Annotated in this window: 26 protein-coding genes; 9 read left to right on the top strand and 17 right to left on the bottom strand. The window is 41.6% G+C overall.

Annotated features, from left to right (window positions below):
* Positions 1-27 precede the first annotated feature (27 nt).
* The 9 genes from ICL16_RS27585 to ICL16_RS27545 all read right to left on the bottom strand — a co-directional run bounded on the left by ICL16_RS27585 (position 28) and on the right by ICL16_RS27545 (position 9,668).
* Positions 28-282: a type II toxin-antitoxin system RelE family toxin gene (locus ICL16_RS27585; RefSeq protein WP_420485309.1), complete on the bottom strand. Its 255-nt coding sequence runs from the start codon at positions 280-282 to the stop codon at positions 28-30.
* A 3-nt stretch (positions 283-285) separates the two neighbouring features.
* The gene (locus ICL16_RS27580) at positions 286-513 is read right to left on the bottom strand and encodes a hypothetical protein (protein ID WP_190834501.1); all 228 of its coding nucleotides are present in this window, start codon (positions 511-513) and stop codon (positions 286-288) included.
* Between the two features lie 124 nt (positions 514-637).
* Complete coding sequence (gene glmS, locus ICL16_RS27575) at positions 638-2,530, bottom strand: glutamine--fructose-6-phosphate transaminase (isomerizing) (protein ID WP_190834500.1); 1,893 nt, start codon at positions 2,528-2,530, stop codon at positions 638-640.
* 110 nt (positions 2,531-2,640) lie between these two features.
* On the bottom strand, positions 2,641-2,886 hold the full coding sequence (gene psaC, locus ICL16_RS27570; protein WP_138505291.1) for a photosystem I iron-sulfur center protein PsaC: 246 nt from the start codon (positions 2,884-2,886) through the stop codon (positions 2,641-2,643).
* A gap of 222 nt (positions 2,887-3,108) precedes the next feature.
* Positions 3,109-4,035, bottom strand: a complete 927-nt coding sequence (locus ICL16_RS27565; RefSeq protein ID WP_190834498.1) for an alpha/beta hydrolase — start codon at positions 4,033-4,035, stop codon at positions 3,109-3,111.
* 213 nt (positions 4,036-4,248) lie between these two features.
* Entirely contained in the window at positions 4,249-5,808 is a 1,560-nt protein-coding gene (locus ICL16_RS27560) for a beta-barrel domain-containing protein (RefSeq protein WP_190834495.1), read from the bottom strand.
* 23 nt (positions 5,809-5,831) lie between these two features.
* Positions 5,832-8,792, bottom strand: a complete 2,961-nt coding sequence (locus ICL16_RS27555) for a peptidase domain-containing ABC transporter (protein ID WP_190834493.1) — start codon at positions 8,790-8,792, stop codon at positions 5,832-5,834.
* Positions 8,793-8,958: 166 nt separating this feature from the next.
* A complete protein-coding gene (locus tag ICL16_RS27550) occupies positions 8,959-9,381 on the bottom strand; it encodes a PIN domain-containing protein (RefSeq protein ID WP_190834491.1) in 423 nt (140 codons plus the stop codon).
* Positions 9,378-9,668: a hypothetical protein gene (locus tag ICL16_RS27545; RefSeq protein WP_190834602.1), complete on the bottom strand. Its 291-nt coding sequence runs from the start codon at positions 9,666-9,668 to the stop codon at positions 9,378-9,380. The genes ICL16_RS27550 and ICL16_RS27545 overlap by 4 nt, the downstream gene beginning before the upstream one ends.
* Positions 9,669-9,801: 133 nt before the next feature.
* On the opposite strand from ICL16_RS27545, the gene ICL16_RS27540 reads away from it, so the two are divergent.
* The 3 genes from ICL16_RS27540 to ICL16_RS27530 all read left to right on the top strand — a co-directional run bounded on the left by ICL16_RS27540 (position 9,802) and on the right by ICL16_RS27530 (position 10,995).
* On the top strand, positions 9,802-10,113 hold the full coding sequence (locus tag ICL16_RS27540) for a hypothetical protein (RefSeq protein ID WP_190834490.1): 312 nt from the start codon (positions 9,802-9,804) through the stop codon (positions 10,111-10,113).
* 266 nt (positions 10,114-10,379) lie between these two features.
* Complete coding sequence (locus ICL16_RS27535; RefSeq protein ID WP_190834488.1) at positions 10,380-10,703, top strand: hypothetical protein; 324 nt, start codon at positions 10,380-10,382, stop codon at positions 10,701-10,703.
* Between the two features lie 22 nt (positions 10,704-10,725).
* Positions 10,726-10,995 (top strand): hypothetical protein, encoded by a 270-nt coding sequence (locus ICL16_RS27530; RefSeq protein ID WP_190834486.1) that lies wholly within the window; start codon positions 10,726-10,728, stop codon positions 10,993-10,995.
* A 446-nt stretch (positions 10,996-11,441) separates the two neighbouring features.
* Here the strand turns inward: ICL16_RS27530 and ICL16_RS27525 are convergent, their stop codons facing one another.
* The gene (locus ICL16_RS27525; protein WP_190834484.1) at positions 11,442-11,795 is read right to left on the bottom strand and encodes a DUF6717 family protein; all 354 of its coding nucleotides are present in this window, start codon (positions 11,793-11,795) and stop codon (positions 11,442-11,444) included.
* A complete protein-coding gene (locus tag ICL16_RS27520) occupies positions 11,780-11,935 on the bottom strand; it encodes a hypothetical protein (RefSeq protein WP_190834481.1) in 156 nt (51 codons plus the stop codon). Before ICL16_RS27520 ends, ICL16_RS27525 begins: the two co-directional genes overlap by 16 nt.
* 120 nt (positions 11,936-12,055) lie before the next feature.
* Here ICL16_RS27520 and ICL16_RS27515 point away from each other — a divergent pair, with 120 nt between their 5' ends.
* Positions 12,056-12,580: a hypothetical protein gene (locus tag ICL16_RS27515; RefSeq protein ID WP_190834478.1), complete on the top strand. Its 525-nt coding sequence runs from the start codon at positions 12,056-12,058 to the stop codon at positions 12,578-12,580.
* 27 nt (positions 12,581-12,607) lie between these two features.
* Here ICL16_RS27515 and ICL16_RS27510 read toward each other — a convergent pair whose 3' ends face one another.
* Together ICL16_RS27510 and ICL16_RS27505 are read right to left on the bottom strand one after the other, a co-directional pair.
* Positions 12,608-12,871, bottom strand: a complete 264-nt coding sequence (locus tag ICL16_RS27510; protein ID WP_190834476.1) for a hypothetical protein — start codon at positions 12,869-12,871, stop codon at positions 12,608-12,610.
* 36 nt (positions 12,872-12,907) lie between these two features.
* Positions 12,908-13,297 (bottom strand): hypothetical protein, encoded by a 390-nt coding sequence (locus tag ICL16_RS27505; RefSeq protein ID WP_190834475.1) that lies wholly within the window; start codon positions 13,295-13,297, stop codon positions 12,908-12,910.
* A 130-nt stretch (positions 13,298-13,427) separates the two neighbouring features.
* On the opposite strand from ICL16_RS27505, the gene ICL16_RS27500 reads away from it, so the two are divergent.
* The 5 genes from ICL16_RS27500 to ICL16_RS46050 all read left to right on the top strand — a co-directional run bounded on the left by ICL16_RS27500 (position 13,428) and on the right by ICL16_RS46050 (position 16,499).
* Positions 13,428-13,925, top strand: a complete 498-nt coding sequence (locus ICL16_RS27500; protein ID WP_190834472.1) for a MarR family winged helix-turn-helix transcriptional regulator — start codon at positions 13,428-13,430, stop codon at positions 13,923-13,925.
* Positions 13,926-14,152: 227 nt separating this feature from the next.
* Positions 14,153-14,323 carry a hypothetical protein gene (locus ICL16_RS27495; RefSeq protein ID WP_190834471.1) on the top strand — a complete coding sequence of 57 codons (171 nt, stop codon included), beginning with the start codon at positions 14,153-14,155 and terminating at the stop codon, positions 14,321-14,323.
* A 47-nt stretch (positions 14,324-14,370) separates the two neighbouring features.
* Complete coding sequence (locus ICL16_RS27490) at positions 14,371-14,826, top strand: DUF2141 domain-containing protein (protein ID WP_190834468.1); 456 nt, start codon at positions 14,371-14,373, stop codon at positions 14,824-14,826.
* A gap of 291 nt (positions 14,827-15,117) precedes the next feature.
* Entirely contained in the window at positions 15,118-15,573 is a 456-nt protein-coding gene (locus tag ICL16_RS27485) for a DUF2141 domain-containing protein (protein ID WP_190834466.1), read from the top strand.
* Between the two features lie 122 nt (positions 15,574-15,695).
* A complete protein-coding gene (locus tag ICL16_RS46050) occupies positions 15,696-16,499 on the top strand; it encodes a peptidoglycan-binding protein (RefSeq protein WP_337907131.1) in 804 nt (267 codons plus the stop codon).
* Positions 16,500-16,506: 7 nt separating this feature from the next.
* On the opposite strand, the gene ICL16_RS27475 is transcribed toward ICL16_RS46050, so the two are convergent.
* The 4 genes from ICL16_RS27475 to ICL16_RS27460 form a co-directional block, all read right to left on the bottom strand.
* On the bottom strand, positions 16,507-16,899 hold the full coding sequence (locus ICL16_RS27475; RefSeq protein ID WP_190834464.1) for a carboxymuconolactone decarboxylase family protein: 393 nt from the start codon (positions 16,897-16,899) through the stop codon (positions 16,507-16,509).
* Between the two features lie 14 nt (positions 16,900-16,913).
* The gene (locus tag ICL16_RS27470; protein WP_190834462.1) at positions 16,914-18,098 is read right to left on the bottom strand and encodes an NAD(P)H-quinone oxidoreductase subunit H; all 1,185 of its coding nucleotides are present in this window, start codon (positions 18,096-18,098) and stop codon (positions 16,914-16,916) included.
* A gap of 180 nt (positions 18,099-18,278) precedes the next feature.
* A complete protein-coding gene (locus ICL16_RS27465; protein WP_190834460.1) occupies positions 18,279-19,175 on the bottom strand; it encodes a helix-turn-helix domain-containing protein in 897 nt (298 codons plus the stop codon).
* A gap of 67 nt (positions 19,176-19,242) precedes the next feature.
* Complete coding sequence (locus ICL16_RS27460) at positions 19,243-20,589, bottom strand: cytochrome P450 (RefSeq protein WP_190834458.1); 1,347 nt, start codon at positions 20,587-20,589, stop codon at positions 19,243-19,245.
* Positions 20,590-20,673: the final 84 nt, after the last annotated feature.

Raw genomic sequence — 20,673 nt, 5'->3', positions numbered from 1 at the left:
ATCTCCCTATCTCCTAATACAGCATAATCAACTTTCATCACGATACGCTTTACTACGATGGCTAACTTTGACAACATTTACTAATAAAATATCGTCTTGTATCTGATAAATAACTCGATAATCTCCTACTCGAATACGATACAAATCATCCTCTAACTTTTTTACCCCGTTCGGGCGAGGTTCTGTTGCTAATTCATTAATACGGGTTTGTATGCGTTCTTGAAGGTCTGATGATAGTTTGTTGAACTGTTTTAATGCCCATGCATGAGAATATAACTTGATAATTCACGCCACGTCCTTTTTCATATCTCTTTTAATTTCCGACCACGGTATACCACCATTTATTTTGATATCTTCTAATTCAGCACGAGCATCTCTAATGTCTTCTTCATCCTCTTCATCATCAATTTTCTTTAATAATGCGAGAATTTCATCTAAAGTGCTGTCGTAAGCGCTGTGTAACAGTACGTTGATATTCTTGATTATCTCTTCTCTCTCGCGTTCCGTTTTCATTTTTACACCTCGTTTAATTACTACTTATGTTTGTCGGTAACTAATAGCTTGCGTAGGCAGGCTTGGTATGTCTAGCGATACCCTTCTAGGGTATCGCGAAAACACGTTCACCCCGATCTTTAAACTATTCCACCGTCACAGACTTCGCCAAATTCCTGGGTTGATCCACGTCTAAACCGCGACGGGCGGCGATATGATAAGCTAATAACTGCAGAGGAATCACCGTGAGGATGGGAGAAAGCAATTCTTCTACATTAGAAACAGGAATCAAGTCGTTGAAAATTTCTGCAGCTTCTCCATCTTTAATTGCAGTGACGCCAATTAAACGAGAATCTCTGGCTTTTGCTTCCTGGGCGTTGGAAATGACTTTTTCGTAGACATTACCAGGCATAGCGATCGCCACTACTGGCACTTTAACATCCAACAAAGCAATTGGTCCGTGCTTCATTTCCCCGGCTGGATAACCTTCTGCGTGAATGTAGCTGATTTCTTTTAATTTCAGTGCACCTTCTAATGCAATGGGGAAGTTAATCCCCCTTCCCAAAAAGATGAAATCTTTAGTATCTGTAAACTCATGAGCCAGTTGCTCAATATAACGCTCTTGAATTTCCAGATGAATTTCCATTTCTCTGGGTATCTGCCGTAACCCGCCAATAATCTCTAGTAGTTCAGTTGGGGAAATATTTTTACGAAGATACGCTAAATCCAACGCCAAAGCATAAAACGCCATCAATTGGGCGACAAAAGTTTTCGTCGCTGCCACCCCAATTTCAATTCCCGCCAAAGTATTAATAATATGAAATATCATTTGACCTAAAGTACTTTCTGGGCGATTAGTAATACCCAAAAGTCGCGCTTCATACTTAGGTTCCTTACCACTGCGACGTTCTTTTTCCATCGCCAAAGCTGCTAAGGTATCAGCAGTTTCACCGGATTGGGTAACGCCAATTGTCAGTGTATTAGGTGTCAGAGGTGGCGGAGCATAGCGATATTCAGAAGCGTAATGCACCTGAGTAGGAATCCCCGCTATTTGTTCGAGTAAGTATTTACCCACTAAAGCTGCGTGCCAACTAGTACCACAGGCAAGAATTTGAATTTGTTCTAAGTCACCGTAAAACTCTGGTGGTAAACCGAGATTAATTGGGGTTGTAGAACTATCTACATTCCAATCATTGTTGAAGTAAGCATCCAAACAAGCCCGCACTACTCCCGGTTGCTCGTAAATTTCCTTGAGCATGAAGTGCTTGAATCCTTGCTTTTCTACCATAATGGGATTCAAGTTGAGGAGGCGGGGGTATTTTTTCAACCTCTCTCCAGCAAAGTTGTAAACTTCGACGCCCAAGGGTGTGAGGCGTGCCATTTCGCCGTTTTCTAACGGTAGCACTGCCTTAGTGTAAGGAAGAATCGCTGGTGTATCTGAAGCACAGAAAAATTCACCTTGTCCAAAACCCACTACTAAAGGAGCTTGTTGGCGAACGACAATTAGTTCATCTGGGTAGTCAGCAGATATGATAGCGATCGCAAACGCCCCTTCGAGTTTGTTAACAACTTGACGAACTGCATCGAAGAAGGGCGAGGGGGAGTAGGGGACAGGGGGGGAGTTTTTTAAAAAATCAGCAATGAGGTGGGGTATAACTTCAGTGTCTGTATCTGAGCGAAACTCATACCCTTTAGCTTTGAGTTGTTCGCGCAACTCACGGTAGTTTTCGACAATACCATTTTGCACCACTGCCACGCGCTTTGCCATATCCATATGAGGATGGGCATTGTACTCTTCTGGTTTACCATGAGTTGCCCAGCGAGTATGACCGATGCCAATTGGGGCAGGAGTTTCTACTTGTTCCAGTTTAGAACGTAAGTTGTACAACTTACCTTTTGCCCGGACACAATTAACTTCTCCTTCCCATACCGTGGCTATTCCCGCCGAGTCGTAGCCTCGATACTCTAGCTTTTCTAGCCCAGAGAGCAAAATTTCTGTTGCCGTTTGAGTGCCAATATAGCCGACGATGCCGCACATTGCTCACACCACTCCAATACTAGGATTATTAACCCCAGTATAGTTGCTAACACAAAAGTGGTGTTTTGGCAAAGTAGAGACGTTCCGATGGAACGTCTCCAAATAAATTTCTAGTAAGCTAGACCCATACTGCGAGTAGTTTCCGCGCCCAGATAAACCCGGATGCTTAAAAAGTCAGTAGGACAAGCAGTTTCGCAGCGCTTACAACCCACGCAGTCTTCAATTCGAGGTGAAGAGGCGATTTGAGCAGCTTTACAGCCATCCCAAGGAACCATCTCTAGTACGTCTGTGGGACAAGCACGGACGCACTGGGTGCAGCCAATACAGGTATCGTAGATTTTTACGGTATGAGACATTAAAAAGCTCCTTTCCTAGAATTCTTTTAGTGGAAAAGAATCATAATCAAGGCATAGTTTACCGCAGTAGCTGGGTGTTCGTAATTAAAAGGCTATAGAACTTTAAACAACGTAATAAGACGGGATCAGGAGTAAGTTGTAAAAATTAGGAAAATTTTACCAGGTCGCGCCCATTCCACACCATACATCTACGTTGGTATGGGATGAATGGGCGCTCCGAGACTAGGTACTAGGGACTGGGGACTGTGTACTACAAAGCACCCTACCCCAATCCGCAATCCCCAATCCCCAATCTCTTTGACTTTTGACTTCCCCAAAGGGGCTGAGGTGTCTGCGCAACCAATCTTCTAAGTTCGTTAGTATCTCTGGATAATCAAGATCTCGATGAAGGGCGTGACGGCTTTGGGGATATTCGTAACGCTCTTTGTCTGGAAAGCTAATCTTCTCAAAGAAGATACGGCTACCTTCAGGCAAAGCTACTTGATCTGCTCCACCATGAAGAATTAAAATTGGCACTTGTAAATCATCTGCATGGAATTGAATCCAAGCGATCGCCGCTAAAAACTCTGTTGCTAGACGTGCGCTGCCACGAGAATGCATGAATCGATCGGTCGAGATTGCCAGCACGTTGCGATCGCTTGAAGCTGTAGCGCTAGCAAAACCAGTATTAAGTGCGAAACGTGGCATCACCTGTGAAAGTGTACGCCCCAAAGTTAACTTGAGCGGTGAAACGCCAACCCGTCCCAAAGGAGGAGCCATCGTAATTAAACCTTGTACAGACTTAGGAAAGCGTAGTACATAGTCTAAAGCAATCACCCCTCCCAAACTATGTCCTAAAAGAAAGCGTGGACATCCCGGTTGTTGAGTCTCAATCAATTGCAAAAAAGCTTTGAGATCTTCTCGAAACTCAGACCAACTATTGATATGTCCTCGCTGACCTTGTGAGCGTCCATGTCCCCGCAAGTCTAAACCATAAACAGCATATCCACATTTGATCAGATGCTCAACTACGTTGCTAAATAAACCACTATGACTTCCTAAACCATGTACGATCAATGCGATCGCACATGGATTACCTAGTGGATGCCAGCTTTGGTAATAGAGATTTACTCCTCTGACTCCTTTGAGGCTTCCTTCGCGATGTTCCATTGTTAAATCTCTGTTTAGATTTATTTCTATTTGGCACTATTGAATCATAGCCACTTTAAAATTGCCGGTAAAGTTGACTACTACTTTTACAAGTTTAAATTTGATATTATCGCTACTATCTATGCCAATTCTTGTGGGCTGGGCATCCCTGCTGTGCCCACAGATAAGAGCAGCTCATGTTGCCTGCCTCCACAAAATGTATCTCTACAGTATTTACCTGACATTTTTCAAGCTTTCAATACTAGAGCTAAACATATCTGTAAAGATACTCAAGACTGTACGTTCTCGAATTTTGACATTCGTGCTTACCCCCATCCCTGACTGTAGAGGGATATTTCTGCCATTAACCTTTAGCTGCTGAGCGTCTAGTTGTACTTTCGCGGGAAACCGATAGAAGGGATAAATTTGATCTGGTGGTAGTGCATCTGAGCCGAGCGATACCAATTTACCCTTAATATCACCAAATTCGCTAAATGGGAATGAATCAATCCGCACATCTACAGTCATTCCTTCTTTAACAAACCCGATATCCTTGTTGGTTATGTATACCTTAGCGATCAGTTTATCATTAGGAACAACCTTCAAAATAGGTTCCCGAACAGTTGCCACAAATCCAGGCGTATGTGCTTTTAATTCAAATATAGTTCCATTCGCCGGAGCTTTAATCTCCTGATACTTTAAATTCATCTTTGCCTGACTCATTTGCGAGTCAGTTTCAGCTATTGTTTTATTATTATCAACAATTGCTTTAGTTAATTGAGAGTCAATTTCCGCAATTCTTTTATTATTTTCAGCTATTTGAGTCAGCCAATCTTTACGGGATACTGCGACAGTATTTTGTAGTTTCGCTTGTCCTTCCGTAATTGTAGCCACTAGACGTGCTTTTTCTTGCGTAAGTTGATCGATTTCACTGCGGCTATTTCTGACTTCTTCTTGTTGTTTAATATATTGTATTCTGGAAATACCTCCATCTTTCATTAATGGAGTAAGATCCGCCAAGATCCGCTGGTTCATTTTCAGAGTGTCTTTTGTGGAAGCAAGGCGGATGTTAGTTTGCTGGAGTTGACGTTTAGATTGATCGATTTGCGAAGACGCGGCTGTAACTCTTGCGTCTAGTTCAACTTGATTGGAACGTAATCTTTCTTTTTGTTCAAGTGTGAGATTATTTACAGAGATAGCACCATTTAACTGAGCGCGGTACATTTGATTTTCTGCTATTAGTGCAGCGCGGCTTTTGGTTAAATCAACCATCTCACTTTTAATCGGAAGTGGAGCTATATTAACAGTAGTACCACGCAATTGAGATTGATAAAATTGATTTTCTCGGACAAGAGAATCACGAATTTTCGTTAATGAATCAAGTTGGGCTTTGGCAGTAGTATTATCAAGCAAGATGAGGGTTTGTCCTTCCTTAACTGCTTGTCCATCCTTAACGAAGATTTCTTTGACTACCCCTCCTACAGGTGCTTGAACATCTTTTGTTGCACCAGAAGCTTCGAGTTTGCCTGTAGCAGAAACAGCTTCTTCAATTTTAGCAATTGACGCCCATACTACTGTACCACTAGTTACGAGTAGTAAACTCCATAAAATTGCGCGTGACCATTTTCTAGGTTGTTGTAAGATGACTGGTTGATCAAATTTAGCAACGTAGCGTGGTTTAGTAGAAGGTGGTTTTGGTAAAATTGTCTCAAGTGTGGCATTGGTCGATTGTGCTAATTTTGGGATAGAACCATTGCCATTTCCATTTGTGCCGTTACCGTTATTAGTATTCATAATTAAATAGTGGTTGTTGTACTTTAAGCTAATACTCCGGCTGCTTCTTGTTGTTGATAGAGGCAATAATAGAGTCCATTCATTTTCATGAGTTCATCGTGTGTTCCTCTTTCGGCAATTTTTCCTTGATTCATCATCAAGATAATATCGGCGTTGCGAATGGTTGCTAACCTGTGAGTGATAAACAGTACTGTTCTACCCTTAAATGCGGCAGCTAAATTTATACACATCTGCCGTTCGGTAACGTAATCTAATGCACTGGTTGCTTCATCCATGATGAGGAGGGGGGGATTTTGTAGTACAGTACGTGCGATCGCTAGTCTTTGTCTTTGTCCCCCTGATAATGCAGAACCTCTTTCTCCCACACGGGTGTTATAACCAAGAGGCAGTTTCATAATAAAGTCGTGAGCGCAAGCAATCTTTGCCGCTTCGATAATCTCTTCTGGTGTCGCATCGGGTACTGTTAAAGCAATGTTTTCCTGTACAGTGGTGTCAAACAACAAGGTATCTTGCAACACCATACCGATTTGACAGCGTAGAGAGTAAAGTTCAACTTTACTAATGTCGTACCCATCAATCAAGATTCGCCCTGCATCAAGTTCATACAATCGGGGGATAAGTTTAGTTAGAGTACTCTTACCCGCACCACTTTGTCCAACTATTCCGACAAACGTACCAGCAGGAATATCCAAAGTAATGCCATTAAGTTGAGGATTGGGAGATTTAGCGAAACTAAACGTGACATGATCGTAATTTATACTTCCCCTAATTGCTGGCATGGGGATATTATTACGTCCAGCAATCTCACTTTCTTGAGGATTATCGAGGATATCTGCAAGTCTTTCTAGTGATAGTGCTGTTTCTTGGAAGTTCTGCCAAAGTTGAATTAATCTTAGTAATGGACTTGTCGTATATCCAGCAATAATTCTAAAGGCAATCAGTTGTCCAAGAGTGATTTCTCCTTGCAATACCAGATATGCACCCACCCATAGCAGTAGTAAACCAGAAAGTTTGTTGAGGAAGTTGCTTAACGCAGCAGCAGTATTGGAGGTAAGGACATTTTGAAAGCTAGAGCTAATATATTTAGCGTAGCGTGTTTGCCATTGCCACCGAGAATTAAGTTCAATATTTTGAGCTTTGACAGTTTGAATTCCGGAAACAACTTCTACTAAATATGATTGGGTTTCCGCATTGCGTTCGGCTTTACCACGAGTTTGACTACGAATGATGGGAGCAAAGATAAATGTTAGCAGTGCAAATAATGGTACAGTTGCTAGTGCGACAATTGTTAGCAGCCAACTGTAAAATACCATCACTGCAATGTAAATAACTGAAAAGATCGCATCTAAAACTACAGTAAGAGCTGTGCCTGTGAGAAATGAGCGAATATTTTCGAGTTCATTAATTCTGGAAGATATTTCCCCTACAGGACGCCGCTCAAAGTAGCGTAATGGTAATCTTAATAAATGGTCAATTACTTCTGCACCTAAAGATAAATCGATGCGGTTGGTTGTATCGGCAAATAAGTTGGTTCTTAGCCAAGTAACAATCCCCTCAATGATTGCCATTACTATTAATAAACTACCCAAAACGTTGAGAGTATTTATACCATTTTGGATAATAACTTTATCAATAATTACTTGGGTAATTAAAGGGTTAGCTAGACCTAATAATTGAACGAATAAGGAAGCTATGAATACTTCAGTTAAAGCAGTTTTATGTTTTTTAATAGCAGGAGCAAACCAACTTAACCCAAACCGTTTTTTTGCAGTTTCGGGCGTTGATTGTAATAATAAAACTTGCCCTTCTTCACCCCAAGTAGTGATAAAGTCTGCTGGTTTTTTACGGGTTATTCCCTGTTCGGGAATGGCGAAGATTAGTTCTTTTTCTGTAGCTTTATAAAGAATTGCAAAACTATCTTGCCAAGGAAGTAGTGCGGGTGTAGGCAGTTGGGATATGGCGATGGCGGGTATTTGCACGAGTTGGGATTTTAGTCCCATTAGTTCAGCGACAGCACCACATAGTTCAATGGAGACTGTACCAGTACGTTGATAGTTGTTGACGAGTGCGCGTTTGATGACATCTCGTCTCCACGGCATATCCCAGTGTTGAGATAACATTTGGAAACAAGCGAGAGTGGCGTCAACTGGTCCTCTACCATGAATATAAGGATATTTGTGTGATTGATGAGTTTGTTGTGGTGCTTCGGGTTTTTCTGGGGCGAGAGGGATATGATCCCAATTGGTGTTCTCTGTGGAGGGAGGGAGTAGGGGATCTGAATGGGAGAATGATAAGGAAGGATCGGCAAACCCTATGAGGCGAATTCCTGATTTACCAGAACTGAGTAAGGATTGTTGGTTATCTGTAAGTTCAAGTCGAGAATTAACGGGATGGCTACTACCAGTGCTACTGACAAGCCACAAAAAGTTAGGTTCTAACTGTTGAAGTGAGGTTTTTCCTGATGGTAGGTTGAGAATTTTTGCCTTTTGGGCAGCAATTGTGGCAATATCTTTTAAGCGATCGCAACTTAGTCCCCGACGTTCTAACTCTGCTGCTAACAAATCGTATATTTCAATTGTACTGCATTGGTTGTAAAAGTAATTGCTAAATTCGGCTTCTGTGGCTAATAATTGTTGGAAGTCGGATACTTTTAGGGTAAGACAAATAGAATCAGTAGATGCGATCGCTGTTTCACATGCGGTATTTCGGATTGTTCCCACTGCACCGATAATCGCGCCTGGTTCTAGTCGTTCTAATGTAACGGGTGCGATCGTACTTTGAGGGTATGCTAAATTGCGTGCTTGTCCCTGGTAGAGAATATAAATTTTAGCAGGAAGAGATTCTTTAACCAAAATGGCTTGCCCCATCCGATAGCGCAACGGTTCAAGTTTGTTGGCGATACGTTCAATTTTGCTACTCTCCAACAGGTTGAAGGGATGGATACTGGCTAAAAACTGCTGATATACATTGTTGTTTGTAGTCATTGTGTTACTAGTACAGGCGTAGCGGAATGGGAATAGCCAAAGAAGGCGCGTGTATACTTCCTCACTTCTACTCAAGCATGGCTGGCTAGTTGTGATTTGATAACGATAAATATACGCAATTTTGCTGATAATCGATTTATAATTACGTACTTATACTGGAATATGATTACTCCGTCCAATCTAATAGTGCTAAATCAGGAACTTTGCTAAAGTCCTGCTGATTGCGTGTAACAAGGATTGTCCGATTAGCTATAGCAATGGCAGCGATTTTCAGGTCTTGTGTACCTATGCGAATTTTTTGCTGCCGCAGATTCTGGTAGCAGTTATATGCTTCATCATCAAAATCCAGCAAATTCACACTACAAAAATAAACCAAAGTTCTTCGGAGGTTGTGATAAGCAACTGGGAACTGCTCCGGTTTTGTAGCCGCTCTACTAATGCCTGCTAGTCTTCCTCTCAATTGCTCTTCAAGCGTGATAATTGTAACAAATATGTTTGAACTACCAACAGTTCTGGCACGTTGTATAATTTTGGAGTTATTATGTTGGAACAGAGTAACATGATCAGTATCTAGGATATATCGACTCACACTGATTGGCGCTCCTCTGAAATGATCTCATTAGCAGCAACTTCAGCATCCAGTTCACGTCGATAAGCAGCCATATCCTCTACAAATTCATCAAAGAGCGGGTCGTCTTTGAACATACCAGCAAATTCAACCCACGGATCGGACTGTTCAACCCGATGGAGTGAGTGTTCACTAGTAGTACTTTTGCCTTGGAGGGAATCAAGGAAGTCACTGACTAGAAAAAGTTGATCGGGTGGAAGTTGGGCTAGTTGCTGTTCGATTTTTTGACGCAGTTCCGGGTAAGTCATCAGTACCTTGCTGTTTGTATTACCTATCTTCTCGACTTCTTTATTTTACAATCTTAAAAGGGAAATTCAGCACTTAGTCTTCAACGCTAACTGTAGGTTAATACCAAGGAAAAATCACTTTTGGCAAATTACCATGACACAACAACTACCGCGACGCAGTACCTTGCCCCGCAAGCCAATTTCATCGGAAGAATTAGCTAGTCGTCAGCAACAGCGCTTAGAGCTAGCGGCGCGATGTCGCGTTATTTTTGATCGCCTGCGTCCTAGTTTGATTGAGGCTCACCATAACTGGTATATTGCCATAGACCCGGATACCCAAGAGTATATTATTGACCCAACTTTTGATGGAGTGACAAAAAAAGTTTTAGAGGCATATGGTTACAGTCATGAGCCAAAGCTTACTATGTTCCGGCTCAATGATACAGGTTGTTGCGGAAAAATATGATAGATGGGCGGTTTGGTGAGGATATTTACTTAATATAATTTACAAAACGCCTTCTACAGATACTATTCACGAAATCGTCTAACAAGCCATAATTAAAGATGGGGAAATATCTCTAACCAGACGCGAAAGGAAAAAGCAAATGTACAGGTATAAAAGAATGGAAGGTTATCTGTTGTTAATACAGATGTCCTGACGAAAAAGAGGAGAAAAGCGTCATCAGTTCTCACTTCCTGTTATAAATTTTATTGCAGGTATTCTGGTACATAATGCTGAACAATCCTAGTAGTTTTAGTGGTTTTGGGGATGAAGAAGTTCTTTTAAAGGAATTTTCAACTTCTCAAGGTTCTCTGGAAGTAGCGGCAGAGGTAAGTATTGAAGGAAAAACACTTAAGCTGAAGAATATATCTATCTTTCCAAAAGATGTTCGGAAATTTGAATTATCAACTAGAGAAGTACTAGAGTTGAAAAATCAATTGGTACAAGAGGCAAAAGCTGCTGGGTTTGAAAGATTACAAATTACTGGGAAACGAGTCAGTGGGGCTAATGTGGGAAAAAATGTGAACATAGATATTGAGCTAACAAAAATCTAAAAATACAATTAGGAGAAATTTGATGGAAAGTACAGAATTATTGGTTGAATCTTCTCAGCATATGCTGGCAGAAGGTAAAGATTTAGAGTTGATCCTTAGCTTTTTAAGAAAACATGGATGTTCAAAAACTCAGTCAATTGTAATACTAAAAGAAATTAAAAAAATATCTTTAGATGAAGCGAAAAAATTGGTTCACTTCAGTCAAGAATGGCAAGATGTTAGTCAAGTTGATGCAGAACTTAGCGATCGCTTTTACAATGTTTTGATAAATGATAATGTCAAAGTTGATTGACTGACAAAACTTTTCGCGCAGGTAGGGCTATTTCATTATGATCGCAATTCGCCTATAACTCAAGTTCCAGTCTTTTAGTGCTGCGGTTAAAACTGACTAAAATTTTCAGTTGCAGTCCGTTTTAACTGACTTTGGCTACTCGCGCCATGTACTTGAGTACATGACGATCAGGAATAAAATGAAATAGCCGTGGAGTAGCTCTGAGCAAAATTACATATTATATTGTCATTATTATAGCGGTTCTTACGGACGTGAGGTACACCGAAAAAGTAATTAACCACAGATGAACACAGATAAACACAGATAAATTTGTACCTGAGCATACTATAGCAATCCTATTTGATTTACAAACACGCTCTTAGGCTCAGATCCCCGACTTCGTAAAAGTTGTCGGGGATCTTGTTGTTTACGAATGATTTAGGATTGCTATAGGAAACGCTATAATGTTATTTCCTGCTAAGTTTTTCAGCTTTGCAATAGATTTTATTTGGTACTAAATCGAAGTATTTAAATAAAGCTGGACACAGCCATCCTTCTTTTTCTTTCTCTTGCCAGCAATACCAGTGTCCGCCATACTCCTCCCGTGAGTGAATCAGCTCTGCTTGATATCCTGGGAAGGGATTCTGTGAGAATATAAGTTTGAACCCTGTATCAGCATTGGGATTATTTTCCACAAGATTGTCAATCATCTCAGGTACTCCACACACAAATGGCTCCCTCTCCAATCCCACAGCTTGATCGTCAAACACCCATGTATCTTCATATCGATAGGGAAAAATTGCCATTAAGAAATTTGACATAATTTTAAGAAGTTGGAGCTACAAGCTAGTGTCTCATCTAAATTAACCTGCATCTGCCACAGTTTGTCCAGCCAAGCAAGTCCATCTAAAATGGCGATTGGGTAATTGCCGATGCCTCTACCACTTAAGCGTGAAATCAAAGTGACAATATCTATACTACTTAGTATACTGTAAGGGCATCATATTATTGTACCCCTACCTATATGGCATCCGAACAAGAAGCGCTATATTAAATAACTAACTGTTTATCCTCAAAAAAATTGACTTTAATATCTTTATTTGCCAAGCTATTAGTGAGTGTAGTGCTGATGCTTATTGTCAGTGTATTTCCTTCAGCCATGCTCATTGCTCAACCCAACAAGTCTAATTTAAAAAACGTCGTGTTTCTTATAGATGTTGCACGCACCCTCCGTTCGTCAAATCTGATGACACAAGCAACATACGAGGAGGTGATGCGCTTAATCGCAGAACGTAAAATTACCCGCCGCTCTGCATTATTAGATCAACTTGGGCAGGAAGCAGGCCGCTGGTTTAAGCAAACGTTTGGTTCACAGATATTTAGAGCATCAATTGAGTTTGATGTTCAAGAACCAAATGAGGAACAACTTGCTGAATTAATTAAGCTTTTGCATCAACTTAAAGAGTCTAGTGTAGTCAATCAGCATGTTAATGAACTGCTACATGCAGATATTATAGCTAATCGAATAGGAAGACTGGATATTCAGCTATTTAACAGAGCAGCAGCGCGAATGAAAGTTTACGAGTGGATAGAGTCACATATCTGAAGCACTAGTTTCCTATGAGGATTTTAACTAATCTACTAATTGATCTAATTCTTTCATTGCTAAACTGCGATAGTAAGCAACATTCTCTTCAGCAATATAATTTCTTAGTAAACACTCAGCTTGGCTATCATCTTCAATTTCATCAAGCTCAATCAGCATCTGGCTATATCTTCTGTTAGCCTCTCGATTTTTTTGCGACAATTCTTTGACTGACTGACTAAAATTAATAGAGTCTAACAAGTCATTATCCTGCAACTCAATCCCCAGTTCATTTGCTACATTATTTACCATAAATTGATACTGTGTAGCAAGGGGTTCGGGACAGTTTTATAAAATAGATACGTATAAATTTAGGGCAGTTAACTTGTCACTTATTGAACTATTGGTTGACTCTTCAAGAGCTTTTTCAATTTCAATCCTAGCTTCTTTATTATTACCTAGTTTGTGCAAAATACAAGCCACATCTACTTGAAGATAGGTAAATAGAGTATGCTTTGCTCCCATGACCTGAGCTAAGTATTTATACAGCGACAGCGCTTCTTGATCTCTTTCTTGTTTTTCTAATATCAAAGCTTTCCACGCATCACATTTATGCTTCAGCCAATTATTCTCATCTCGATCAGCCTTTATTTTGTAGAAATTGTTGAGAATTTCTAAAGCTTCTGGATAATCTTCAGCTTGAAGATGCTGATAGATAGCAGGAACCACATCTCTCATAGAGTTTTATCTATGTAGGAGCTAATTAGTTTAAATACCATATTGTTTAAAATATAAACAATATGGTATATTAACAATATACCAGAAAAGCAAAGTGATAATCTAGAAGTGAGGTTAAGTATTCGATGGTTTGAAGAAGCGTTCTCCCAAACGACCTAAGTTTTTGCCGTTGCATCCGGAATTGGCAAGCTGGACGAGTTTTCTTTTAGTCCAAGCGGGTGACAAAGCTCGCAGCTTGTTTAGTCATTATCTCGCGGCGCTGGACATCGAAACCAAGCAGTTCGGTATGCTATTCGCGCTCTCCAGACTTGGATCGCTTTCACAAGTGGAACTAGGGCAACACATGGGAATTGACAGAGCGCCAATGGTGCAACATATCGATCATTTGGAGCAGCATGGGCTGGTGAAGCGCACCCCTAGTCCACGCGATCGCCGTGCCCACGAGATTGTGTTGACGGACAAGGGACGAGAGGTTCTTGCACAAGCACTTGAATTGGCTCATCGAGTGCAAGTAGAAATTCTGGCTCCTCTATCTGAAGGAGAGCAAACACAATTGAATCATTTAATGAATCGATTGTTAGCGTCTCATTTTATTGATGACGACAACGATCCACAGGAGCTTGGCTGAAGTCAATCGCAAAGTTTTTCTAGTTATTTCCCGATAGCCCATTAACTGCAATGTAACTGTTGCTATTGTCAGTAGCATTGACCAATTGATTTATCTATTGGTTGTTGAGTTGACTTAAACAGTTGCTCAGTTTTGCTGCGACTCGCAACGTGCGCTGCCTGTCCATCAAAGATTAGAGTCCTCATGCAACGAATGAAGTAGTTGCTTATCCCTTTGTCGGTGCGGGTGTGAATATTAACATCTCTGATGGCTGGGAAGTTGATCCATTGTTCGTTAGTGGCATTGATGTTCCGCTCTCCAAGCGTGTCACGCTTACAAGTCGGGTGAATGTGAGCTTTGGCGAAGAAGACACAGATGTTGGGCTGCTGTTGGGAGTCGGCTATAGTTTATTCAGATAATTTGGAACTGCACAAAAGTTTGTTGAAACGTATTAGAGGAAATAATAATGCAACGATTCTCAGTCCACGTTTTACTGTTGTCTATAATCGCAAATTTGATGATTGCATCACACACTAACGCAGTTTCAAGCAATAGCTTAACCGTCACAGTCAGCGGACTGAGAAATCAGAAAGGACAAATTTGCCTTAGTCTTTTTTCAGAAGGGCAGGGATTTCCAAATCAAAGCGGTCGCGCTATAGAAGCCCGGTGTCTCAAAGCTGGAGAAGCTCCTGTAGCCGTAACATTTAGTAATTTACAGTTGGGAAGTTATGCTGTTGCAGTCATTCATGATGTCAACGAGGATGGCACTCTAAATAGCGGTTTCTTTGGCATCCCAAAAGAGGGATTTGGGTTCTCTCGCAATCCAAAGATTCGCACGGGACCACCTAAGTTTAAAGACGCAGCAATTTTTGTCGCAGGTCAAAGTACCAACATTCAGATTCAGTTGAAATACTTTCTGTAATTTACTCAAGAGGATTTGGGAGAAGCGACCTCCTTTATTTTATTGATGGCAACGATCCAGAGGAGCTTGACTCCAGTCAATAATCACAAAGTTTTTCGAGTTACTTCGCGATCGCCTATTCAAAACAGTGTAACTCTTGCTATTGTGGTCAGTAGTATTGACTAATTAATTTATCTATTGGTCGTTAAATTGACATAAATCGATACTCAGGTTGGCGGCGACTTGCAAGCGCTATTCGCCTATATTCTGCTGCGTTATTTCAAATGTGAAAATATATTAAAGGAAATAATCATGCAACGATTCTTAGCCCAAGTTTTACTGCTATCTATAATTGGAACGACAATTGCATCACACGCCAACGCTAACGTAGCTTCAAGCAACAGCCTAACTGTCACCGTTAGTGGACTGAGAAACCAGAAAGGAAGAATTTGCCTTAGTCTTTTTTCGGCAGAGCAGGGATTTCCCAATAAAAAAGAGCGTGCTACAGAAGCCCAGTGTTTCAAAGCTGGAGAAGGTTCTATAGCCGTAAAGTTTAATAACTTACTTAGAGGAAGCTATGCTGTTGCAGTCATTCACGACGCTAACGAAGATGGCACTCTAAATAGAGGTTTATTTGGCATTCCAGAAGAGGGATTTGGGTTTTCGCGCAATCCCAATGTTCGCATGGGACCACCCAAGTTCAAAGACGCAGCAATTTTTGTCGCAGGTCAAAGTATCATTCAGGTGGAGTTGAAATATTTTCTGTAGTCTTGATTTGGTCAAAATCCTTTACGATTAACGTAGTATAAATTATACTGAGATAAAATTAAAACGTTAGACAAAGAAGCTTTTTGTAATCATACCAACCTTTAATCGTAAGGAGCTTTGAAGTGGAATATCTTGCTTACTCTAACATGGTGATTGCCAATGAAGGAGAGAACATAGATATCGAATACAGTCTCTCTGAAATGCAATCTGCTGGGAAAAAACAATTAAAGTCAGCTTGGCTAACTTTTGCTCTTCTCGGAGTATTGTTAGCGATTTTCTTCCCTAATCAAGCAACAGCTACCTATCGAGGTCCTGGTAGGTATTATGTAAACACTAACGGTAGTTGTCTTAACATCCGTACTGGTCCTAGCACTAGTTATCCATCTGTTGCATGTTACCGTAATGGTTCAAGACTTCCACGAGTCATCGGATACAGAAACGGTTTCGCTTATACAGATAACAGTTATTACGCTTCTACTAATTGGATGGCGTTGAGTTCTCGTAACTACAACGATGGGGATTACTACACCTCTCGCAATCGTAACACCTCTAGTTACCGTAACGACTATCCTTACAACACAGATCCGGGATCTTACATTTATAACAGCAATCGGTCTTTTTCCAGTTCCCGTAACTACAATCCTGATTATTACGACAGATACTCCTATAGATCGGATAGTAATTCTGGTATAAGTATCGGCGGAGCCGATGGCAATTATTCTAGCGTTAGATCCCGTCGTTTGGCAGTAGGCTCCCGTGGTCAAGCCGTTAGACAAGTTCAAGCAGCTTTGGGTCTTCGCACCACTGGATACTACGATAATACAACTTACTATGCAGTCAGAAGTTTCCAAGCCAGAAATGGCATACGTGCTGACGGAGTAGTGGGACCGCAAACCGCACTAGCTCTGGGAGTATACTATTCCTAATGGGATTTTAAGTTTTAAATCGCTCATCTACTGGAATCTGATAGCCGTTAGCGAGACGATTGGTCATGTTTGCAGTGGCGGCGATCGCCATCAGTTCACCAAACATAGCATCGCTCATTCCCTTAGTATATGCTGCTGCCGTATGTGAGGCGATGCAGTACTCGCAACCATTAGTCACGCTGACGGCAATATAAATCAACTCCCGCATTAGTGGATCGAGTTCCCCAGGGCTAGTCATCACTTCCTTCACAGTTTGCCATGTTCGCACTAAAGTGGGGGGATGATTGGCTAAAGCTTTCCAAAAGTTGTTGATATAATCATTTTGGCGCGTGGCTCGGATGTCATCATAAACTGCACGCACTTCATCGCTAGCATCTTCATATTCGATCAGCTTACCCATATTTAAAAATTTCCCTAACGATCTACCGATCCCATGACAACATCTATACTACCCAAGATCACGAAAACATCCGCCACTTTTTGACCGCGAATTAATTGCGGTAGAACTTGCAAGTTATTGAAATCTGCTGGGCGAATTTTCCACCGCCAGGGGAAAACGTTATCATCTCCTATGATATAAATCCCCATTTCGCCTCTTCCCGCCTCTACTCGAACATAGTGTTCACTTTTGGGAATTTTGAAGGTAGGTGCAATCTTCTTAGCAATAAACTGGTAATCAAACCCATTCCACTCTGACTTAGCACCTGCTTTCATGCGTTGAGCTTCTAAGTTTTCATAAGCACCACCAGGTAGTCCTTGAAGTGCTTGCTCAATAATTTTGACTGACTCGCGCATCTCTCCCAGTCTAACTAGATAACGAGCAAGACAATCTCCGCCTGTATCCCACTGCACTTCCCAGTCAAAATCGTCGTAGCATTCGTAATGATCTACTTTGCGTAAATCCCACTTTACTCCACTAGCCCGCAACATTGGACCAGAAACGCCCCAGTTGATAGCTTCTTCCCGACTAAGGACTCCCACTCCTTCAACTCGACGGCGAAAGATGGGATTATTAGTAATTAACCTTTCGTATTCATCTATCTTAGGGGGGAAATATTTGCAAAAATCTAGACATTTATCTACCCAGCCATAGGGTAGATCGGCAGCAAGCCCACCTACGCGAAAATAATTGTGGTTGACCATGCGGTAGCCAGAAACAGCTTCAAATAAATCAAGAATCAACTCGCGATCGCGCAACGTATAAAAGATCGGAGATTGTGCGCCGATATCACCAATAAATGGTCCTAACCACAAAAGATGGTTGACAATTCGACTGAGTTCGAGCATAATCACCCTAATGTAACTGGCACGTTTGGGAACTTGAATATTAGCCAGTTTCTCCACAGCATTGACTGTGACTGCTTCGTTAAACATGCCGCCATAGTAATCCCAGCGACTGACATAAGGGATGTACATTGTATTGGTGCGGTTTTCGGCTATCTTTTCCATTCCTCTGTGCAGATAGCCCAAGACTGGTTCGCAGTCCATTATGTCTTCTCCATCCAAGGTGACTATTAACCGGAAACACCCATGCATGGAGGGATGATGGGGACCAAAGTTAATCACCATTGGTTCAGTTTTGGTTTCTATTCTTACCATACACGCAGAATCTCCCTATGAATTATTTTTTAGCCTCACGCTCTACGCCCAGGCGCAAAGAAAACCTTGGCTTCTTAGCGCCTTTGCGTGAGATTTTTATTTAGCAACACCTTTTATTCAACTATGGGAAATTAACAACCTGCTGTCTGACAGATTCTTCCGATTTTTTGTAAGTTCTTGCTATGTGTGCAAGATTTTTTTCGGAGTTACACCGACTAAACGCTTGAAGTGCAAATTTAAATGACTTTGGTTGGCAAAACCAACTTGATATGCTACCTGTGCAATACTTAATTCCCCTTGCAAAAGTAATTCCTGGGCACGTTGAACCCGACAGCGAATTACGTACTGATGGGGAGTCATGCCTGTAGCTTTTTTGAATAGAGTGAGAAAATAATGGGGACTCATCTGTACCAGTGCTGCTAGTTCTGCTAAACCTAAGTCTTGGTCAAGATGCTCTTTGATATAATCAATTACTTGCCGCAACTTCAACTGTGGTAAACCATCTGCATATTCTCTCAGTTGTGGTTTTCGCGTAGAGTAGTGTTGCATTAAATGCACGGATAAGGCATTTACCATTGTCTCGGCATAGAGGCGGCTCTGTAAGGGATTGTTTTCTAGAACACTTTTAAGTGCTAGCCCAATTTGGTATACTAGCGGGTCGGGTGTGGCAAATAGAGGCTTAAGCTCTATCTGTTCGGTTTCTGCGTCTTCTTCTACTGCACGGGCAAACACTTGTGGTTCAATACCCAGCATGATAAAGTCTCCTTCCGCTTCCCAAGCTGCCTGATGCCCAATGTTAACTGGTGTAATAACTATGTCACCTCCGACGACAGCATCACGCTGCTTACGTCCATCCATTTTCCGGTCGGCATGAATTACACGCGCTCCATGTGTGAAAATAGCAATAGAGTGCCACCGGGGTGTGTAAACCTCTGGTAGTTGGTAAGCAGGTTGACACATATATCCAAATGAAAAGCCATGCCAATTAGCTTGCAGACTTGTGAGGATTGGTGATCGCGGATAAAGCTGCAAAACCGCTTGTTCGTTGGTGATGACTATAGGTTTGTCTGCTGGCATGGTACGGATACATCCTTATGTGCCTAATATATCATAAAAACATCTAATTTGGGTTTTGTTCCTCAACTCAACCTACTTGAGAACTTACAGCACGGCGAAACTTCACCTGCAAACCATCGCGAGGATGAGGTGTGGGAACCATAATTAGCTCCAGGTTTTGTCCTAGTACTAATTCCCAGTCATACTCGCGAATCAACAATGCTGCGAACAACTTCATCTCCAATTTGGCAAATTCCTTGCCCAGACATTCTCGTAATCCACCTCCAAATGGCACATAGCCAAACGATTTTGATTTATCCTCAGCCCTTTCAGGGGAAAAGCGCTGGGGATCAAAAATTTTTGGTTCAGTATATACACTGTTGTCTTGATGTGTTTTGCCTACCTGGTAAAGAGCATTCCAGCCTTGGGGAATTAAGTAGCCATTGAACTCAAACGGCTTGAGGATTTCCCGAAAGCCACCACCTACTGGGGGAATGACTCGTAGGACTTCTTTGAGAACTTGCTCAAGATAGTTCATTTGCTTCAAATTTTCAAAAGTCAGTGGTTGGGTAAATCCCAGTTGCTGTTGTTCTTTGCGGGCAGTTTCCAGAACTTGCGGATGCTGCGCTAACAGCATACACAAAGCAGCAAGCGCTGATGTTAACGTTTCATGACCTGCAAATAGCAACAGTAGCACTTGGTCTTTTAGTTCCTGCAAACTCAAGCTATTTCCATCGTCGTCACGCGCTTGCAACAGTAATCCCAAAGCATCCTGACTGGAAGAAGGCTGCTGTTGACGCTTCAGCACTATCTCCTCAATACGCTTTAGTAGTTGTTGACGGCAACGCAGCGCTCGACCAAATTTAGTCCAAGGTAAAGGCACAGGAATGGTGAATAAACCTTCACACCAGTGTTCAAATAACTCTCCAAAATGACTATCAGCGGCTGCATCTGTTCCTATAAGCAACTTGCAGGCAACATCAAAGGTGTATTTTCTTAGTTCAGGATACCATTTTAATGTACCAATCTGCTCCCATTTCTGGGTATAGCTGCGGGTAATGTCTGTCATTGTGGAGACATACCCTGCCAACGCCCTGGGTTGAAAGGCTTGTGATAGCAGCTTGCGTCGTTTCTGGTGTAAGCCTCCTGTTTGCACTGATAGAGATGCAGGTCCCAGTAAAACTTTAGTGCTATAGGGCCAGCTAATAGAAAAATATTGGTTCTCGTTGGTGAACAAAAAGCGGTTTGCCTCTGCTCCGCTCATATATATCGTGGGACGCCCAAAAAGTTGAGTTTTGAAAATCGCGCCATATTGCTTGTGCCGCTTATTAGCAAAATCTGGGTCGCGCAAAAAACTTATTGTCTCTCCTACAAAAGGCAGACCTAAGTTGCCTGGAGGTAAAGGTAATTTGCTTTCGCTTTGGGTACTGGTCATGGCAACTGTGCCTCACTTAACACAAAACTGGCTATTTTTAGCTTCCCACTATTTTCCTGCTTCAGCAAACTTCACGCAAATTTT

Origin of the sequence: Iningainema tapete BLCC-T55, assembly GCF_014698965.1 — a bacterium.
Taxonomy (GTDB): domain Bacteria; phylum Cyanobacteriota; class Cyanobacteriia; order Cyanobacteriales; family Nostocaceae; genus Iningainema; species Iningainema tapete.
The sequence above is the reverse complement of the archived record's forward strand: the minus strand, read 5'-3'. Positions and strand labels throughout refer to the sequence as shown.

Excerpts from the sequence above, each read along its gene's own strand:
- ICL16_RS27540 (WP_190834490.1), top strand. The coding sequence starts at position 9,802 with ATGACACAACAACTACCGCGACGCAGTACCTTGCCCCGCAAGCCAATT.
- glmS (WP_190834500.1), bottom strand. The coding sequence starts at position 2,530 with ATGTGCGGCATCGTCGGCTATATTGGCACTCAAACGGCAACAGAAATT.
- ICL16_RS27470 (WP_190834462.1), bottom strand. The coding sequence starts at position 18,098 with ATGGTAAGAATAGAAACCAAAACTGAACCAATGGTGATTAACTTTGGT.
- ICL16_RS27465 (WP_190834460.1), bottom strand. The coding sequence starts at position 19,175 with ATGCCAGCAGACAAACCTATAGTCATCACCAACGAACAAGCGGTTTTG.
- ICL16_RS27530 (WP_190834486.1), top strand. The coding sequence starts at position 10,726 with ATGGAAAGTACAGAATTATTGGTTGAATCTTCTCAGCATATGCTGGCA.
- ICL16_RS27485 (WP_190834466.1), top strand. The coding sequence starts at position 15,118 with ATGCAACGATTCTTAGCCCAAGTTTTACTGCTATCTATAATTGGAACG.
- ICL16_RS27560 (WP_190834495.1), bottom strand. The coding sequence starts at position 5,808 with ATGAATACTAATAACGGTAACGGCACAAATGGAAATGGCAATGGTTCT.
- ICL16_RS27535 (WP_190834488.1), top strand. The coding sequence starts at position 10,380 with ATGCTGAACAATCCTAGTAGTTTTAGTGGTTTTGGGGATGAAGAAGTT.
- ICL16_RS27565 (WP_190834498.1), bottom strand. The coding sequence starts at position 4,035 with ATGGAACATCGCGAAGGAAGCCTCAAAGGAGTCAGAGGAGTAAATCTC.
- ICL16_RS27510 (WP_190834476.1), bottom strand. The coding sequence starts at position 12,871 with ATGGTAAATAATGTAGCAAATGAACTGGGGATTGAGTTGCAGGATAAT.
- ICL16_RS27545 (WP_190834602.1), bottom strand. The coding sequence starts at position 9,668 with ATGACTTACCCGGAACTGCGTCAAAAAATCGAACAGCAACTAGCCCAA.
- ICL16_RS27490 (WP_190834468.1), top strand. The coding sequence starts at position 14,371 with ATGCAACGATTCTCAGTCCACGTTTTACTGTTGTCTATAATCGCAAAT.
- ICL16_RS27555 (WP_190834493.1), bottom strand. The coding sequence starts at position 8,792 with ATGACTACAAACAACAATGTATATCAGCAGTTTTTAGCCAGTATCCAT.
- psaC (WP_138505291.1), bottom strand. The coding sequence starts at position 2,886 with ATGTCTCATACCGTAAAAATCTACGATACCTGTATTGGCTGCACCCAG.
- ICL16_RS27505 (WP_190834475.1), bottom strand. The coding sequence starts at position 13,297 with ATGAGAGATGTGGTTCCTGCTATCTATCAGCATCTTCAAGCTGAAGAT.
- ICL16_RS27475 (WP_190834464.1), bottom strand. The coding sequence starts at position 16,899 with ATGGGTAAGCTGATCGAATATGAAGATGCTAGCGATGAAGTGCGTGCA.
- ICL16_RS27525 (WP_190834484.1), bottom strand. The coding sequence starts at position 11,795 with ATGTCAAATTTCTTAATGGCAATTTTTCCCTATCGATATGAAGATACA.
- ICL16_RS27460 (WP_190834458.1), bottom strand. The coding sequence starts at position 20,589 with ATGACCAGTACCCAAAGCGAAAGCAAATTACCTTTACCTCCAGGCAAC.
- ICL16_RS27580 (WP_190834501.1), bottom strand. The coding sequence starts at position 513 with ATGAAAACGGAACGCGAGAGAGAAGAGATAATCAAGAATATCAACGTA.